The following is a 17,250-nucleotide window of genomic DNA, read 5'->3' as shown; positions in this document are numbered from 1 at the left end:
TTAACTTTTTGGAAATCTTGGAGTCCAAATTCCATTCAGCCCACCTGACCCGAACGGCCGAGTCGTCACGGAACCCGGGAGCCCCGGCAGGGCGGGTGCTTCCTCAAAATGATTTCCCTTCAAAACAATGGGCGTGCCGACGGCACGCCCATTCACTCTATTCCATTCAGCCACCTGACCCGAAAGGCCGAGTCGTCAGGGCGGGGAAGGCCATCGGGCGGGCAGGGCCCGGGCCTTTGCTCGCAACGAGTTCCGCACGCAAAGGAGGCGCCAGTGGCGCCTCCGTCTTGCGCAGGACTGTCCGAAGTTGAGAGTAAAGGCCCGGGCCCTGCCCGCCCGATGGCCTTCCCTGCCCGTGTGCTACGCGAGCGCCTTTCTCAGCAACTCGTTGAAGAGCTTCGGGTTGCCCTTGCCGCGACTCGCCTTCATGCACTGGCCCACCAAATAGCCAATGACCTTCTGGTTGCCGTCGCGGTACTGCTGCGCCTGCTCGGCACAGTTTGCCAGCACCTCGTCCACAATCGGCTGCAGCGTGCCGGCATCGCTCACCTGACGCATACCACGCTCGTCGACGATCTTGTTGGGGTCGTCGCCGGTCTGGGCCATGGCCTCAAAGACCTCGTGCGCCTGGTTGGAGCTGATGGCATCGGTCGCCAGCAGCTTGGCAAGAGCCGCCACCTGAGCCGGCGCGATGCCGGACTCGGTGAGCGACACACCCGCGTCCTTAAGGTAGGCGATCATCTCGTTGACCAGCAGGTTCGCGACCGTCTGGGCCTCCTTGCCAGCCATGCCGGCAGCAGCGGCCTCAAAGAACTCGGCAAACTCCGGGTCGCCGGCGATCTGCTCGGCGTCGGCGGCCTTAATGCCAAAATCGGCCTCAAAGCGGGCGCGCTTGGCATCGGGCAGCTCGGGAATCTCGCCGCGGCAGCGGTCGATGAACTCGTCATCCAGATCGAACGGCGCCAAGTCGGGGTCGGGGAACAGACGATAGTCGTCGGCCGTCTCCTTGACGCGCATGACCACGGTGCGCTTGCGGCTGGGCTCCCAGTGGCGGGTCTCCTGGTAGATGATGCCGCCCTCCTCGAGCACCTCGGCCTGACGGCAGATCTCGTAGGCAAGGCCGTCATGCAGGCTCTTAAACGAGTTGAGGTTCTTGAGCTCGGTCTTGGTGCCCAGCTTGGTCTCGCCGCGGCGACGCAGGCTCACGTTGCCGTCGCAGCGCATGGAGCCCTTCTCCATGGAGCAGTCGGAAATACCCAGCGTCACAAAGATGCGACGGAGCTTTTCCATAAACAGACGCGCCTCCTCGGGCGTGCGCAGATCGGGCTCGGTCACGAGCTCAATCAAAGGCGTGCCGCAGCGGTTGTAGTCGACGAGCGACTCGGCCGCGGCGGTAATGCGGCCCTCGGCACCGCCCACGTGCACCATCTTGGCGGCGTCCTCCTCCATGTGGATGCGCAGGATGCGGATGGGCACGGTGTAAGAACCGTCCTCGCGACGCTCGGGCATCTGCATGTTGGAGGCATCGTAGCTGGCTAGGTGGCCGGCGCGCTGATTGCCCTCGCGCATCGTGGAGGACATGGACGTGGACAGGCCCTCGGCATTGGCCGAAGCGCTCGCCAGGCTCTGGGCCTCGGCCTCGCCAAACGCGCAGTCGGGGCGCTCGGCGGCACCGCGACCGGTCACGTCCAGATCCAGATGACCGTACATGGCAAAGGCGACCGGACCCTGCGTGGTCTGGAAGTTCTTGGCCATATCGGGATAGAAATAGTGCTTGCGGTAGAACATCGAGTGGCGCTGGATCTCGCAGTTGGTCGCGAGACCGGCCTTGACGATGCTCTCGATGGCGCGCTTGTTGGGTACCGGCAGGGCGCCGGGCAGGCCCAGGCACACCGGGCACACGTTGGCGTTGGGCTCGTCATCGTGGCTGAGCTTGCAGTTGCAGAACATCTTGGTATCGAGTGCGGTGAGCTCGGTATGGATCTCCAGGCCAATCACGGCCTCCCAATCCTGCAGGACCTCGGAAAGCTCCTTCATTACAGCTCGCCCCCCTTCCCGGCAAAATCGGGCGCGACGGAAAGCACGGGCGCGCCCGTGGCGGTATCGGCAAAGCCGCGCTCCAGGGCGCGGGCAAACGTGAGCAACTGACGGTCCTTAAAGGCGGGTCCCACCATCTGGGCAGAAACGGGCAGCTGAGTATCCTCGCCCAGGCCCAGCGGCACCGAGATACCACCGTTGCCGCAAATGTTGAGCGAAATGGTGTACAGGTCGGAGAGATACATCTGCGTGGGGTCGCTGATCTCGCCGAACTTAAAGGCCGTGCGCGGCGAAGCGGGCATAAGAATGGTGTCCACCTTGGCATACGCGGCGTCGTAGTCCTGCGTGATAAGCGTGCGAGCCTTTTGCGCGGCATAGTAGTACTTGTCGTACACGCCCGAGGAGAGCAGGTAGGCACCGAGCATCTGGCGGCGCTTGGCCTCGGCACCAAAGCCGTGGGCGCGGCTGAGCGAGCTCTGGTCGGACAGGTTGGCGCAGCCTTCCTCCTGGTAGCCATAGCGAATGCCGTCAAAACGGGCCAGGTTTGAGAACGCCTCGGCCGGGCCGATGACGTAGTATGCGGCGATGGCGGCGTCCAGGTGCGGCAGGTCGACCTCGACCAGCTCGGCACCCTGGTTCTGCAGCTCCTGAGCGGCGCACTGAACAGCGGCCTTGACCTCGGGCGTCAGGCCCTCGGCCTCCATAAACGCGGGGATGATGCCCACGCGCTTGCCCTCTATGCTGTCGTTGAGATGCTCGGTAAAGTCGACGGCGCAATCCTGGCTGGTGCAGTCGTACGGATCGTGGCCCGCGCCGGTAAGCGCATTCATGGCCAGTGCGACATCCTCGACCGTGCGGCCGAAGGGGCCCACCTGGTCGAGCGACGAGCCAAAGGCAACTACGCCGTAACGGCTCACGGCGCCATACGTGGGCTTAAAGCCCACCACGCCGCACAGCGACGCCGGCTGACGAATGGAACCGCCGGTGTCCGAACCCAGCGAGAGAGCGACCTCGCCCGCGGCGACGGCGGCAGCGGAGCCGCCCGAGGAGCCGCCAGGCACGCGCTCGGTATCCCAGGGGTTGTTGGTGCGGTGGAACGCCGAGCTCTCGGTAGAGCTACCAAAGGCAAACTCGTCCATGTTAGCCTTGCCCATGGGCAGGCAGCCGGCGTCGAGCATGCGCTGGACGCAGGTGGCGGTGTAGACGCTCTTGTAGTTCTCGAGCATGCGGGAAGCGCAGGTGGTGCGCGTGCCCACGAGGTTCATGTTGTCCTTAATGGCCAGCGGCACGCCCGCGAGCGGGGGCAGCGGCTTGCCTGCGGCACGGTCGGCATCCACGCGCGCAGCGGCCTCGAGCGCGAGCTCGGGCGACACCTGCAGGAATGCCTGGACCCCGCCCTCGCGCGCCTCGATGGCGGCAAGAGAGGCCTGGGCCACCTCGGTAGCGGTAAAGTCACCGGCGGCAACGCCCGCGGCGATCTGGGCGGCGGTAAGGGAATCGAAGCTCTGCGCCATTACTCGCTCTCCCCCTCTCCCAAAATGGACGGCACGCGGAAGTAGCGGTCGCGCGCGCTGCCAGCGTTTTCGAGCGCAACGTCGAGCGGCAGGTCGCGCTCGGGCTCGCGCAGGTCATCGCCCATCACGTTGGACAGGCTTCCGATAGGATGGAACGTGGGCTCCACGTCGGGCAAGTCATATTGCAAGACGGGCTCGAGCATCTGGACGGCGTCATTCAGGTAGGACGTCATCTGGGTGAGCTCGTCATCGGTCAGTGCGATCTTTGCGTACTCGGCGATGCCGCGCACGTCTTTCTCGCTGAGTGCCATAGGCGCTCCCTTCCGCATAACAGATAAACCGCTCTAGTATACAAGGCAACGCCGCTTGGAGCAGGTGCTTTACCCAAATGCAGCGAAAACGTAACGAGGGCGGCGGTTGGCAGGCGGCAGGCTGGCGGTTCTGCAGCGAAACCGCACCGTCCATAGTGAAAACCGTCCCGCCCACAACGAAAACCATCACAACATTCGACGCTTTTCGTCAAAATCGCGATTTTCATCGAATGTTGTGATGGTTTAGAAGTCCCGACCACCACAAAGGTGCCTGTCCCCTTTGTGGTGGTTCTGGAGAATGTCTTATGCCGAGGCCTTGGCCTTGCGGCGCTTGCGGACCGCGTGGATCACGATGTCCAGCAGCAACAGCACAATGGCCACGACTACAATAAGCACGGCAAACTCGCGCTTGCCCCAGTGGCGGCCGGCCAGCGACTTTTGCTTGTCGACGTCCTTCTTGTTGTACTTGGTGCGCACGCAATGCACCAGCAGGCGATGGTCGTTCACGCCGTAGGGCGTGCAGGTGACGAGCGTCACCTTGTCGGCGCCGGGCTCGATGGTCAGCGACTCCATCTCCTCGGGCAGCACCACCTCGGAGTCCACCATCTTGTAGGCGAGCGTCTTGTTCATGGTGTGCAGCAGCACCAGGTCGCCGGGCTCCAGCGAGTGAATGTCGTCGAACATGCTCAGGTTGCGCATGCCCGAGTGCGCGGTGAGCACGCAATGCGTCGAGGTGCCGCCAACCGGCAGGCTCGTGCCCTCCAGGTGGCCGACGCCCGCCATGAGGACTTCCTCGCTCGTGCCGTGGTAGATGGGCATGCTCACGTCGATGGAGGGGATCTCGACCCAGCTCATCATGGGGTCGCGGTCAAAGATGAGCTGCTGGGCATAGGGCTCGATCTGGTCGGCGGGAAGCTCGGTGGCCTCGCCCGCCAGCTGCTCGTTAAAGGAGCGCGCCTGAAGCAGAATGCGCTCGCGCTCTTCGGCAGACAGCGCGTCCACGGTGCTGGACACCGTGCTGATCTGATTGAACACGCCCGAGGCCTCGAGCCGGTCCAAGATCCACGGCCAGGTCATAAGGCCCACGCCAATAAGGATGATAACGATGGTGATGAGCCGATCGGCCCAGCGCGGCAGTCGCTTGCGACGGCGTTTGGACTTTGGTTGAGGTTTGGGCTGAGGGCTTGAGCCACCGTTGGCCGCGGCGTTATTGCTCTTCATATGTTTGGCGCCCTGCACCATCGCCGGTCACTCCTCTACAACTCAAGTTGTTTAAGCAAATAATAGCCGATTAACGAGCTTCCGCGCCGGACAACGCAGCTAGACAGCATTGCGCAGCGCGAGCATAGGCCAGCATTTGAGTTTTCAAAATGTCCCGAATCGGCGGGGCGATTCGGGATACAATAGCTACAGGAAACGACGCACCCCGCGTAAGTACTTAGGAGCGCGGGCGACCAGTTTCCGACGTTGTTAAATGCCCGGGCCTCTAACCCCGGGCATTCTTATTTGCGCTTGTTACGGCGCAAATGCCTTCTACCGTCCGCACCGCGCGTGCGCCTACGGACCTTAAACCGAACCTCATACGAGTCAAGAAACGCGATGACGAACGAGCCCACCGCCGCGAGGGCGGCGAGCGCGTTAAGGAATTTCAGCATTTGGGGACCTCCGATCGAGTCGTCGGCCGCCCGCGCACGGGATGCGTCGCAAGGGTATTTTACTGCGAGCACTCGCACTTACAGCTGGTAAACGCAATATTTGCAAACATCTGTTCGATATTCATACGCTTGATACATCGGGCAATGGAGCCTGGCTGCGTTATCCCAAAAAGAACGGGGCAGACTCCAGTGCGGAGTCTGCCCCGAAAAGAGAATGGCAAAGCAAGAACGTCGATGGACGAGAAAAGTGTCCGCAAGTCTCATGGCCATCACATCCCACCTGCCAAAGGGATGGGTGAGCGAGCGTTACTCCTGCTCGGACTCCTCAGCCTGCTTACGGCTGCGGATGAGGTGAGCCACGCCGATGCACAGCACCGCACCACCAGCAATCCAGGTGAAGGTCACGCCGTTAAGACCGGTCAGCGGAAGGCCCACGGACTTGGTGTTGCCGACGTTGATGGTGACCTCACCGGCGGCGGCGTTGGTGCCGGTGCCATCCGTGCCGGTCAGCTTGTTGTCGCCGGCAGTGCCGTCGAGCGTGCCGAAGGCGATGTCGGAACGGCCCTTGTCGGACTCGGAGACATCAGCCGAGAGGCCCGTCACTTTCATGGTCGCATCGTCGTACTTCGGGGTGATGGTGAAGGTGAAGGGGTCGGCCTTGGTGTAGGCATCGCCGGGGGCCTGGACCTCGGTCACTTTGTAGGAGCCGGCGTCAAGGCCGGAGACGGCGATCTTGCCGTCGTCGCCGGACGTGAACTTCACGTACTCGGGGAGTTTGCTAGCGTCGGCAACGGTCACGAGCTGGCCCGCGACGACTCCTGCGGCGGCGTCAGCCTTCGAGGCGACATACTGCCCCTGGGTGTTCGCGTCATCGGACTGGATGGCGAAGACAGCGCCCGCGAGGCCCTTCTCGGTGCCCTGGTCGACCTTGTTGAGGTTGAGCTTGAACGCGAAGTCGGCGACGGTGTCCTCGATCGTCGTGCCCGTACCCTCGGCATACGGGTTGTTTGAGTACGTGAGCGTAACGGTGTTGGGGTTGCCGCCCTTGTTGCCGTCAGTTGCGTTGCCGATCACGGCGCTGCCGTTGAGCTTGGCCTTGTAGAAGACGACGATCTTGGTATCTGCGGTCACACCGTCAACGTCCTTGAGGCCCTTCTTGCCATCGCCGACCTTGAACTCGACCGTCAGCTTGTTGGCGTCCCAGGCCACGTCGTACTTGCTCGCATCAATCGGAGAATAAGTGCCGCCGTTCACCGCGTACACCTCGACCGAGCCGCCGACGAAGTCAAGACCGCTGGAAAGCACGTCGGTGAACTTGTAGGCATAGGCGCTGAAGGTGGCGTAGTTGCTGGCGATGGTGCCGGTGAGCCGGTAGTTGACCTCCTGGCCGATCTGGGAATCGGCCACGTCCTTCCACTCGTTGGAGACCTTGATGTCGGCAACGCCGACGGCATCCGCGTCGTCGAGGACCTTCTTCTCGACCGTGGGAACACCCTTCTTTGGCGTGACGGTCGTCGTGCTTTTGCCATCGATCACGGCGTAGACAGGAGAGGTGAACGCGTCGGTCGAGCTGCCGTCAGGAGTGCCGGCGACAGCGGTGAGGAACAGCCAGTAGCCGGCGTCGAGGCCGGAAAGGGACGGGCTGCCCGCGGACGTCGTCTCCCAGCCGGACTTACCCTCCAGGCTGGCAGCGATCAAGCTCAGGACGTTGTCGCTCGCGACCTTCGAGTCGGTCCCGGTAACCCCGGTGTTGGCGTTCAGCCAATCGGCGGCATCCTGCGCGTGGTCGCTGGCAAAGGACGTGTCCTTCGCCTTGATGGCGTCCAGCACGGCTGCCTTGGCATCGTCGCTGGCCCACTCGATGTTGCTCAACGTCGCGGCCCCTCCGGTCGTCACGACCGTCGCCTTGAAGATCTTGATGCCCTTATAGGTCGTGGACTTCGCGTAATCGCTGTCCACGAATGTGACAGTCGACCCGCCCTCAGCAAACGCCATCGTGACCGGGGCCATAACTCCGCCGAAGCTCAGGGCTGCTGTGAGGCCGGCGGTTACTGCCAGGCGTGCGATGTTCTTGTTCACGCTCATCTTCTTTTCCTCCATTTTCCGGTTGGTTCTCATTCGATCGGTCATCATCTGTCTGTGTCTTAGCATCTACTTCGCTACGTCTCGCCCCGCTCTCTGTGGGGCTGCCAGCTACTCTTTATGGCTGCCACCTCCCCGCTTGACCAGGAGCGCGACCACGATGAGTGCGGCTCCGGCGACCGCTGCGGCGGCCGCGGCGTACATTGCCATATCGCCAGTCGAGGGCATAAAGCCTCCGGTGGTAATGCTAGGGGGTGTGCCGGTGGGCGTGTTGATGAGCGACGCCTCCAGGCTGCCCGTCGACCCGTCCGCGCTGTCGGCGCGCAGGGGCGACTCGGCCGTGATGGTGAGTTTGGGCTTGGCGGCGGCCACCTGGTCGACGTCCAGGCCCTCGGCCTTGACCGTCACAGAACGCGCGCCCTCGAAGGCGGTGTAGCCCTTGGGCGCCTTGAGCTCGCGGACCTCCAGCTTGCCCGAGTCCACGCCCGAGACGGTCACGCGGCCGTCCTCGCCCGTGGTGACGGTGGCCTTGCCCTCCGCATCCCACGTGCCTTCGGCCGCCAGTGTGCGACCGCGGTCGTCGGCGATGCTCAGGACCGCCCCGGCAAGCGGCTTGTCGCCGTCGCTGCCGCGCTTGGTGAGCGCGAGATCCCAGGTGTAGGCGCACGCATCGTCGCTCGGCGTGCGGGTGAAGCCGGCGTCGCCGGACTGGTCGGCAAAGGGAGAGCGCGGGTAGCGCAGGTAGACCTCGTTGGGGTTGCCCTTCGCGATGCCGCGGTTGCACGCGCTGTTGAGCGGCGCGTTGTACACGGCGACCACGCGGGCGCCCGCGGTAAAGGCGTCGGCCCCGCCAAGCGCGGCGATCAGGTCGCCGGTGCGCACGGTGAAGGTCTTGCCGTCCGCCGCTACCTTGGTGGCGCACTGGGCCGTGATGTCGGTCCAGCCCTGCGCGGGCTCGGTGCCGGCGCGGCCGTCCTTGCCGGCCGAGACGGCGTCGAAGCCGCCGTCCGCGCCCGCCGCCACGTACACGCGCATGCTCGCGGCGACCTTGGAGGGGTCGAGTCCCGCGCTCATGGTGTCGACGAACCGCACCGTGTAGGTGTCGTAGGCGGTGAGCCCGGCCGGGACCGTGGCAGAGAGGCGCCAGTACAGGTCGTCGGCGACCGTGGCGTCGGCGGCCTTCTGCCAGGCGGCGGTGCTGTCCTCCAGCACATGCTTGGCGACCTTGGGGGTCGCGGCCTTGGGCTTGACAGTGACAGCGCTGCCGCCGACCAGGGCCATGATCGGCGCGGTGCCGACCTCGCCCTGGGCGATGGCGTCGTCGTCGGCGACGATGAGCCAGTAGCCACAGGGCAGCTCGGCCGCCGTGCCCGCGTTAAGGGCCACGGACACGGCACCAGAGCTCTGGAGGGAACGAGTGAGCTGTGCGCTCAGCGCGCTCGTAAGGTGGGAATCGGCGTTGAGCCACTCGGCAGCTTCCTGCGCGGTGGTCTGGGAGCTGGGCATGCCGGCGCTGTGCAACACGGGCAGGACGGCGTCGCGGGCGGCGGCGCTTGCCCAGACAAGGTCGGTGGCGATCTTGGCGTCGTTGTCGTCGTCGATGACGTTGGCGCTAAAGACCTGGTAGGCGTCGTAGCTGCGCGCGACGGTGCCGTTAACGGTAATGGAACCGGTCGCGCTCGGCGCGGCCTGCGCGGATGTGGGGGACACAACCACGCAGGTGCCGATCAAGAGGGCGAGCAGCGCGAACAAGATCGGGAAGGAGCAAACATTCTTATTCACGACGCTCACCTCCCCTCGCGCTCGCCTTACGACGAACGTGCATCCAGGCCGCAGCAGCGCAAAGCACCGCCGCGCCGGCAAGGTATGTCAGTGTGACACCCGACATACCGGAAAGAGGCAGAGAGGTGGAGTAGGTGTTGGTGAAGGTGGGGGTGTCGGTCGAGGTTGAGCTGACGTTGCCGTTGGCGTCGACCTCGTAGTAGGCCGGCGTGCAAGTCAGCGTGCCGTCACCTTTGTCCTCAGCCGTCACCACGACCTTGAAAGTCTTGGTGTCGTTGACGTAGCCCTCGTGCTCGGTGCCGTCGCCCTTGTTGGCGGCGCATTCACGGATGTAGTAGGTGAATGTTGCTTTGCCATTGGTGAAATCGCTGGCTTTGAGGGGACCGATCTTTTGATTGGCAAACGTCACCAGTTGAGAGCTTTTCGGGTCATCAGTGGTCCACTTATACTCAATTGGATTTTCCTTGCTGCCATCCTTAGTAAACAGCTCGAACTTGAAACTCTTCATCTCGCCGCCATCGACCTTCTTGGTCACCTGAGGTGTCCATGAGCCTTCGGCTGAGTATGTATTCTTAAAGGTAGTGTCCTGAGTGATCTCGATGGAAACGTCGCTGCCGCCAGACGGAGCAATCGTGTTCGACTCATTTTTCTTGAGATCAGTGACCGTTACCTTCGTAACCGCATAGTAGGTGTAAGCAATATCCAGCACCTGCCGTGTTTCAGCCTCATTTGTTTCAAACTCAATCTTGTAGATGGTCCTGTCGTAGACCACGCCAGCGACGGGATTGTCGCCAGGGTCCTCAACGAGGTAGTAGACGATCGAACCATCGGAGTAGACCCTGCCCAGATTAAAGGCAAAGTTGCCATCTGCATCGTTCGTGACCCCATCGACAACTTTTGAACAGTCATTAAGCTGCAGCTTGCCATCTTTATCAAAGCTAGGAGCTTTGCCACTTTTGGCAGGCTTCAGCAGTTGGAACTCGAATTCCCCTTCTTCAAGGTTGCGACCCTCAAGTTTTTTGGTTCCGCTGAGCTTCATCTTGGGGTAGACACTCACTCGCATGGTGGAGCCAGCGATAACGTCGCCGTTGGTCATGATGCCGCCACCGTGGATGTTGGAGCTGTTGCCCGTGATGAAGAGGGTCGCAGCACCGGTGGCAGCATCCTTGTCCGCATCGGACGGACTTGCAGCGAGGCCAATCATGTACTTAGCCTGAGCGCCCTCGTACTTGCCGATAGACGTTGGCGTCTTGTCGATCGTACCCGACCAGTTGGCTGCACCGCCGCCAAGCATCTGACCAGTTACGGCTGCGATGTAATCACTGTTGGAACTCGCACGAATAAGGAATAGATCCTTATGGCCGGCATTTTTAAACTCTTCGGTTATCTCGCCACCCTGAACAGATGTGGGCTGGTCTTCATTCTTACCATTAGTGCCGCCTGACAGATTCTCACCGCTCTTGTCAGTGTTGTCGAAAATCGCAATACCGTTTGTGTCGGTAATAGCTGTCTTGCCACTCGGGCAAGCAGCGAAGCCGCCACCATAGCCCTGGGCCGAGTTGTCTTTAATCAGAGTGCTATAGATATATAGCTTTGCGGAAGCAACGGGAGTTTCACTATTTCCATCTTTCCAAGTGCCACCGCCCTGGACGAAGATGCCGCCGCCACCCCAGTCGTTAGTGGTGAGCGTTTCGTTGTTGGTGATGTAGGCTTTCTGGCCACTCACATCAAATTTACCAATAGTCGGAGCAGCGATACGCACGCCACCGCCCTCGGAGTTTTTTGCCACATTGTTGGCGATTGTACCGCCCGAGAAGGTAAAGATACTGAGGGGTTGGTGGAAATAGCCAGCGTAGACACCACCGCCAGCCTCGGCAGAGTAGTTACCAGTGATGTAACCGCCACTAATCTCGAGACTACCGCCGTCGTACGCGGCGATACCACCGCCACCGTGGCAACCGTTGCCGTTATGGGCGTCGAAAGCGTTATTATTCCTGTAATCGAACTGGCAGTTGTTGTTGGTGATGTAGCCGCCCGAGATGGACACGGAAGAACCCAGCGCGCAGATGCCCGCGCCGTAACCCGCCCGATCTTCGAACGTACCATTACCAGAAATCGTGCCACCGGTCATATTAATTGTAGAGCCGTAAGCGTACACGCCACCGCCGTTGGGAGCATAGTTGCCCGCGATAACGCCGCCTTTAAGGTTGAGGGCCGCCCCCTTGCCGCCGTTGACACCAAGCTCAATGCCTGCGCCTTTGCTCATGGAAGTTGCACCGCAAACATAGCCACCGCTCATGTTGACGGTAGAACCGTTCTCGGCATAAATCAGGTTGGCAACTTTGCAGTCCTTGTTTGTGGTGAGCACGCCGCTCTTGAGATTAAACGTACCGCCCGCATACACGTGGATGAGCTTCATTTCGGAGCTCGCAGTGGTGCCCACGATAGCGCCGTTGATCTTGACCTCGTGCCTGTAGAGGGCCTCGGTGGTAGCTGTGCCTATCGGCGTTGACTTTGTTACGTAGTAGGTAAGCGTGCTGGGCGTACCGGTGCCGTTCTCATACTCCAGCTTGGCAAGGTTGCCGTTTTTGTTGCCGCTATCTGAGTATTCCTGATCCTGTGTTGGCGGCAAATCCTCAATCGTGAGCGTCGCACCCGCGGGCACATTGAACATGGACATGTTAGGCGACTTGCCGGACTCCACGCCCGAGTGTTTGATCTTATGCCCGTTGAGGTCGATGGTAACCTCACCCGCGGTCAAGGTAATATCGCTTGCATACTCAATATCAACATTCAAGCGAAATTTGCCGGCCTTTTTACCAACTTGAAGGACATCATATAGGTCCTTTGCAGAATTAATCAGCGTATATCCATCCGCATCCTCCGCAACAGGTGCAATTGCGTCCTCATCATTGACGCCATCATCCGCGGGTTGCTCGGCGTTCTCGTCCTCATCGTCATCGGACGACGGGTCCACCGTGTCAGCCTCGCCGCCCTCGGTGTCGTCACTATTCTGGTTTTCGGTATCCCCGGTGGCGCCGTTTACACCAGCGGATTCACTTGAGGAACCCCCCCCCATTACTGTTTCTTCGGTAGAAACTGTCTGGGCGTCGTTGGCGATGGCCTGCGAGATCGGGGGCATAACGAGCGACAGCACCAGGCTCAAGACGGAAGCTCCGCACAAAGCACCTGCTAGTACACGATGTGCCGCTTTGTTGTTCTGCTTAGATTTATCTGAATTTGCTGTCATCGATGCCTCCTCCCAAAAAAGGCCGCGATCTTGCTCTTTCACGATCAAACTTGAGCGCGCAACCTATAATTGCTCGCGCTCGATATGCATATTATTACTCATTGTTTAAACAACGAAAAGTCCGACTCTTACATTTTCTTTTTCTCAAAGTCTTATTTCTTGACATTTGTTCAAATTATGCAGTGTTTTGGGTGTGTTTCGCAGTTGCGAAACTGCAGGTAGATTTATTGGCAGATCTGGATAAATGACACTTTGTTGTTATTTGTACAACATTTTGTTCTAACCCACTCGGTCTGCGAACGGTCGATATTTGCCCGTAAGCGGTAGCCCATTTACCTGCCAGGATAACCTATCAACTAGATAGTCAATTCCCATGCAGCTAATGTCAACGATAACATGTTCATACATCTACTCTTGAATACTGCCGCTTGTTCCCCGCGTCAATTCACCTCGGCACAAAAAAGCGCCCCGGCAATCGGTTGCCGGGGCGCCCGATCGAACCACCACAAAGGTGTCACTGTCCCCTTCGTGGTGGTTTTGGTCCAACGCACAGTGCTACAGCAGATGCTCCTCGATAAAGATCGCGACGCCGTCTTCGTCGTTGCTCGCGGTCACATAGTCGGCGGCGGCGCGGGTGGCATCGCTGCCGTTTGCCATGGTCACGCCCACGCCGGCGTCGGCCACCATGCAGGTATCGTTATCGGCATCGCCAAACACGCAGATGTTCTGGAGCTCCATGTCGTTGAGCTCCGCCACGCGCACAAGGCCGCGCGTCTTGGACACGCGCGGGTCCATGAACTCGTAGAGCCGCTGCGTGGTTTGCAGAGCCGCCGCCTTGACGGTGCTATCGGCAAACGTCGACGCCCGCTCAATCACCCGCGGCATTACCTCGGGTGCCATGGTAAACATCACCTTGGGCTGCGGTTCGCGCAAAAACTCGGCAAAATCGACCACCTGGTAGGGCACGCAGTCGACGCGCGACAGGTGCTCGACGCACGCGTTGCTCTCGGGCACGTAGAACACGCCGTCTCGGGGGCAGACGGGCGTCGCCGGAAGGTCCGCCATGTGCTTGCAGATGCGCGCGATGGTCTCGCCCGGCAGCGGATAGCTCAGCTCGTTGATGTCGCGCGCACGGTCGATGACCTCGGCACCACCGCAGCCCACCAGCACGTCCACCAGACCTTCGATGCCCCAGAGCTCGTACATGGCCTCGGTCGCGTGGGCGTCGCGCCCGGTGCACAGGCCAAAGAGCACGCCGCGCTCGCGCAGGGCGCGAATCGCCGCCACGGTGCGCGGGGACACCGTGTGCTGGCTCGTGAGCAGCGTGCCGTCGATATCGCAGAACACGGCTTTGATGTGGCTGAAGGTGGTGTCCATGGGGACCTTTCTGGGTTGTGCGGCGGTGTGGGGTGTATTCGTGAACGGCGTACATGGTATACCAAGGCGCAGGCGCGGCCCGTCAAAGCAAAAACCACCACAAAGGTGCCTGGCCCCTTTGTGGCGGCCGGACCCGCAGGATGGCCTGGCCCGAGACGCAAAGCATCACAACATTCGACGTTTTTCGGCAAAATCGCGATTTTCATCGAATGTTGTGATGGTTTTTACTGCTTTGCGGCACGATCCAAATGCCGGCGACCAAATAGCAGCAACGCCGCGGGAACCGCCGTCACGACCATGCCCGCCCCTACGAGCGTCTGCTGCACGCCAAACGTCGCCGCCAGCCACGGGGCAATAGCCAGCGGGGCCACGCCGGCGAACATATTGCCAAAGCCCATGACCGAGTTCACGCGGCCAAGCTGCTCGAGCGGAGCCGTCGTTTGCACGATGGTGTTGTGGAGCGGGTTGACGACGCCCCAAGCTATGCCCAGTACAATCTGGCCGACAAGGGCCACGCCCACGTACGGTGTTCCCACATAGAGCAAACTTCCCAGACCCACGGACATGAGCGCCACGAGCAGCGTTTTAAGGTTGACCAGGTGCGGCGGCATGCGGAGCGCGAGGACGGCGCCCAGCACCGCGCCCACACCGCTGGCCGACGAGAGCCAGCCCATCCACTCAACGCCGACGTGCAGAACATCGCGGTAGAAGAACGACTCCAGCGGGTCGAAGGCGCCGTAGCCAAAGTTTGAAAGGAAAATAATGCAGAACAGCAGGGCGAGGACGCTGTTGGTGAAGACTGTCTTGATGCTGGCTGCGAAGGTGGCGCGAGAAGATGTGTTGGGGTCGGGACTTTGGCTGGCCTTATCCGACGTGATGTCGCCGATTGCGGGTTTGCCTTCGTGTGTGGCGGCCTGACCTGCACTTTGCCTAAAGCCCCAACCGGCGGCGAGCGCCAGTACGGTAAAGATCATCATGAGCACAAACACCGCGCGCGACGACGCAGCCGCCGCGACAAAGCCGCCCAGCGTGGGTCCGACGATGATACTCACGTTTGAAAACATGGCGATGGCGGAGTTGATGTCTTTGAGCTCGACGGGATCATCGGTGAGGTAGGCCGGATAGGATGTGGCGATGGGCTGGGCGAACCCCATCACAAAGCCCAGGAGCACCGCGCCGAGCAGGACGATGCCGGTCGCGCTGCCAAAGGCGATAATCGCCGCGCCGGTTGTCAGCGCGCCGACGATGCTCAGCAAAAAATGGCGGCGCGGGCCCAAAGCGTCGAGCGCCGCTCCACCCGCAAAGGACCCCAGGATCACGAAAACGTTCATAAACAGAACGGCCAGCGATGTCGCCACGACCGAGGCATCGTCTGCATAGGTGAGCGTTCCGATAACGCCGATAAAGTAGCTGGTCTGAAAACCGGTGTAGATGAGAAAGCGCATCGCCACCAGGCGCTTGGCCTGCACGGAAAGCGATGATTGAGGCTTTGAGAAAAGAGAGACGAGCATGGAGACTCCTTGTTTCATACGAATGTGGACGGCGGGCATTCGCCACCGTCTGTCAAATCAATCTATCCGCATGAAACATTAAGGACGCATCAAGCCCCTTTTCTCCGTTTTTCGCCCGTCATGAACTACTTGGTAGATTGTAAGGCATGTCCCACACATCTACCAAAGCAAAATCCACCACAAAGGTGCCTGGCCCCTTTGTGGTGGTTGCGACGTTTACGCTGGTTGAGACTTGGCTAGGCCAGGTCGGCGCCGTTGGTGGCGATGACCTTCTTGTACCAGAAGAAGCTGTCCTTGCGGCTGCGGGCGAGCGTGCCGTTGCCGTCGTTGTCCTTGTCGACGTAGATGAAGCCGTAGCGCTTCTTCATCTCGCCGGTCGAGGCGCTCACCAAATCGATGCAGCCCCACATGGTGTAGCCCATCAGGTCCACGCCGTCCTCGATGGCAATCTCCATCTGCTTGATATGCTCGCGCAGGTAATCGATGCGGTAGCCGTCGTGAATCGCACCGTCCGCCTCGACCTCGTCCACCGCGCCCAGGCCGTTCTCGACGATCATCAGCGGCACCTGGTAGCGGTCGTAGACCTCCTCCAGGTAGTAACGCAGGCCCTCGGGGTCGATCGCCCAACCCCAATCGCTCTTCTTGAGGTACTCGTTGCCGGCGCCACCAAAGATGTTGCCCTGCTCCAGCAGCACCGGGTCAGCCGTGGCCGTGGCGCTCATGTAGTAGCTAAAGCTGTAGAAGTCGACCTTGCCGGCGGCCAGCGTGGCGGCGTCCTCGGGCGAAACCTCCACGTGCACGCCTTCGCGGCGCCACACGCTGGGCGCCCACGAGGGATACGCACCGCGCACCTGCACGTCGCCGCAGTAGAAGTTCATCTCGCGCTGCTGCTTTTGTGCGGCCAGAACGTCTGCCGGATTGCACGTGTGCGGGTAGCAGGCGTTGCCGGCGATCATGCAGCCGATCTTGTTCTGGGGATCGATCTGATGGCCCATGGTGACGCACTTGGCGCTCGCCAGGAACTGATGGTGCAGGGCATCGAAGCGCGCCTGCGGGTCGTCCCAGTCGCAGTCGCCAAAGGCCATGGGCGTGTCGGTTGCCTCGGGCACCATGCCGCCGCCCATCACGCCGCCAAAGCCGCCCATGAGCAGGCAATTGATTTCGTTAAAGGTGAGCCAGTAGCGCACCAGGCCCTTGTACTCGGTCATGACGGTGCAGGCGTAGTTGAGGTAGAAATCGATGAGCTTGGGGTTCTTCCAGCCTCCGTAGTTTTTGGACAGACCATAAGGCAGCTCATAGTGGCTAAGGGTGACCATGGGCTCGATGCCCTGCTCCTGACAGGCCTGGAACACACGGCGGTAGAACTCGATGCCGGCCTGGTTGGGCTCGGCCTCGTCGCCGTTGGGGAAGATACGGCTCCAGTTGATGGACATGCGGTAGCACTTAAAGCCCATCTCGCCAAAAAGCTTGATGTCGTCGAGATAGTGATGGTACATGTCCACGGCCTCGTGGCTGGGATAGTGGTACTGGGGCAGAATGCCGTCGGTAATGTGGCGCGGCTCGGAGACCGTGCCGCCGGTCATGATGTCGGGAACGCCGAGGCCCTTGCCGTCCTCGTTGTATCCGCCTTCGCACTGATTGGCGGCAGTGGCACCGCCCCACAGAAATCCATCGGGAAAAGCCATGTTGGCTCCTTTCGTACGTGTTGGGATGTTGCGTGGACGCCGAAGC

At 61.0% G+C, this 17,250-nt stretch carries 10 protein-coding genes; all 10 read right to left on the bottom strand.

Going from position 1 to position 17,250, the window contains the following annotated elements:
- Positions 1-360: 360 nt before the first annotated feature.
- Positions 361-2,037, bottom strand: a complete 1,677-nt coding sequence (gene gatB, locus DWX25_RS04070; RefSeq protein ID WP_117734647.1) for an Asp-tRNA(Asn)/Glu-tRNA(Gln) amidotransferase subunit GatB — start codon at positions 2,035-2,037, stop codon at positions 361-363.
- The gene (gene gatA / locus DWX25_RS04065) at positions 2,037-3,551 is read right to left on the bottom strand and encodes an Asp-tRNA(Asn)/Glu-tRNA(Gln) amidotransferase subunit GatA (RefSeq protein ID WP_117798981.1); all 1,515 of its coding nucleotides are present in this window, start codon (positions 3,549-3,551) and stop codon (positions 2,037-2,039) included. Before gatA ends, gatB begins: the two co-directional genes overlap by 1 nt.
- Positions 3,551-3,862, bottom strand: a complete 312-nt coding sequence (gatC, locus tag DWX25_RS04060) for an Asp-tRNA(Asn)/Glu-tRNA(Gln) amidotransferase subunit GatC (protein WP_055287082.1) — start codon at positions 3,860-3,862, stop codon at positions 3,551-3,553. Before gatC ends, gatA begins: the two co-directional genes overlap by 1 nt.
- 303 nt (positions 3,863-4,165) lie before the next feature.
- Complete coding sequence (locus DWX25_RS04055; protein ID WP_158557574.1) at positions 4,166-5,083, bottom strand: class C sortase; 918 nt, start codon at positions 5,081-5,083, stop codon at positions 4,166-4,168.
- A gap of 740 nt (positions 5,084-5,823) precedes the next feature.
- Entirely contained in the window at positions 5,824-7,602 is a 1,779-nt protein-coding gene (locus DWX25_RS04050) for an isopeptide-forming domain-containing fimbrial protein (RefSeq protein ID WP_158557575.1), read from the bottom strand.
- A 108-nt stretch (positions 7,603-7,710) separates the two neighbouring features.
- Entirely contained in the window at positions 7,711-9,381 is a 1,671-nt protein-coding gene (locus DWX25_RS04045) for a SpaA isopeptide-forming pilin-related protein (RefSeq protein WP_117798984.1), read from the bottom strand.
- Positions 9,374-12,631 (bottom strand): Spy0128 family protein, encoded by a 3,258-nt coding sequence (locus DWX25_RS04040; RefSeq protein ID WP_117798985.1) that lies wholly within the window; start codon positions 12,629-12,631, stop codon positions 9,374-9,376. The genes DWX25_RS04045 and DWX25_RS04040 overlap by 8 nt, the downstream gene beginning before the upstream one ends.
- A gap of 555 nt (positions 12,632-13,186) precedes the next feature.
- A complete protein-coding gene (locus DWX25_RS04035; protein WP_117798986.1) occupies positions 13,187-14,008 on the bottom strand; it encodes an HAD family hydrolase in 822 nt (273 codons plus the stop codon).
- Positions 14,009-14,232: 224 nt separating this feature from the next.
- Positions 14,233-15,519 (bottom strand): MFS transporter, encoded by a 1,287-nt coding sequence (locus tag DWX25_RS04030; protein ID WP_158557576.1) that lies wholly within the window; start codon positions 15,517-15,519, stop codon positions 14,233-14,235.
- Between the two features lie 236 nt (positions 15,520-15,755).
- Positions 15,756-17,204 (bottom strand): family 1 glycosylhydrolase, encoded by a 1,449-nt coding sequence (locus tag DWX25_RS04025; RefSeq protein WP_117734657.1) that lies wholly within the window; start codon positions 17,202-17,204, stop codon positions 15,756-15,758.
- Positions 17,205-17,250 lie beyond the last annotated feature (46 nt).

This window comes from Collinsella sp. AF18-8LB (assembly GCF_003459795.1).
GTDB lineage: Bacteria > Actinomycetota > Coriobacteriia > Coriobacteriales > Coriobacteriaceae > Collinsella.
This window is presented reverse-complemented; position numbering and strand designations above follow the sequence as displayed.

Bases quoted from the DNA above. Each gene is read 5' to 3' on its own strand.
- DWX25_RS04040 (WP_117798985.1), bottom strand. From the start codon at position 12,631: ATGACAGCAAATTCAGATAAATCTAAGCAGAACAACAAAGCGGCACAT.
- gatC (WP_055287082.1), bottom strand. From the start codon at position 3,862: ATGGCACTCAGCGAGAAAGACGTGCGCGGCATCGCCGAGTACGCAAAG.
- gatB (WP_117734647.1), bottom strand. From the start codon at position 2,037: ATGAAGGAGCTTTCCGAGGTCCTGCAGGATTGGGAGGCCGTGATTGGC.
- DWX25_RS04030 (WP_158557576.1), bottom strand. From the start codon at position 15,519: ATGCTCGTCTCTCTTTTCTCAAAGCCTCAATCATCGCTTTCCGTGCAG.
- gatA (WP_117798981.1), bottom strand. From the start codon at position 3,551: ATGGCGCAGAGCTTCGATTCCCTTACCGCCGCCCAGATCGCCGCGGGC.
- DWX25_RS04025 (WP_117734657.1), bottom strand. From the start codon at position 17,204: ATGGCTTTTCCCGATGGATTTCTGTGGGGCGGTGCCACTGCCGCCAAT.
- DWX25_RS04055 (WP_158557574.1), bottom strand. From the start codon at position 5,083: ATGAAGAGCAATAACGCCGCGGCCAACGGTGGCTCAAGCCCTCAGCCC.
- DWX25_RS04050 (WP_158557575.1), bottom strand. From the start codon at position 7,602: ATGAGCGTGAACAAGAACATCGCACGCCTGGCAGTAACCGCCGGCCTC.
- DWX25_RS04035 (WP_117798986.1), bottom strand. From the start codon at position 14,008: ATGGACACCACCTTCAGCCACATCAAAGCCGTGTTCTGCGATATCGAC.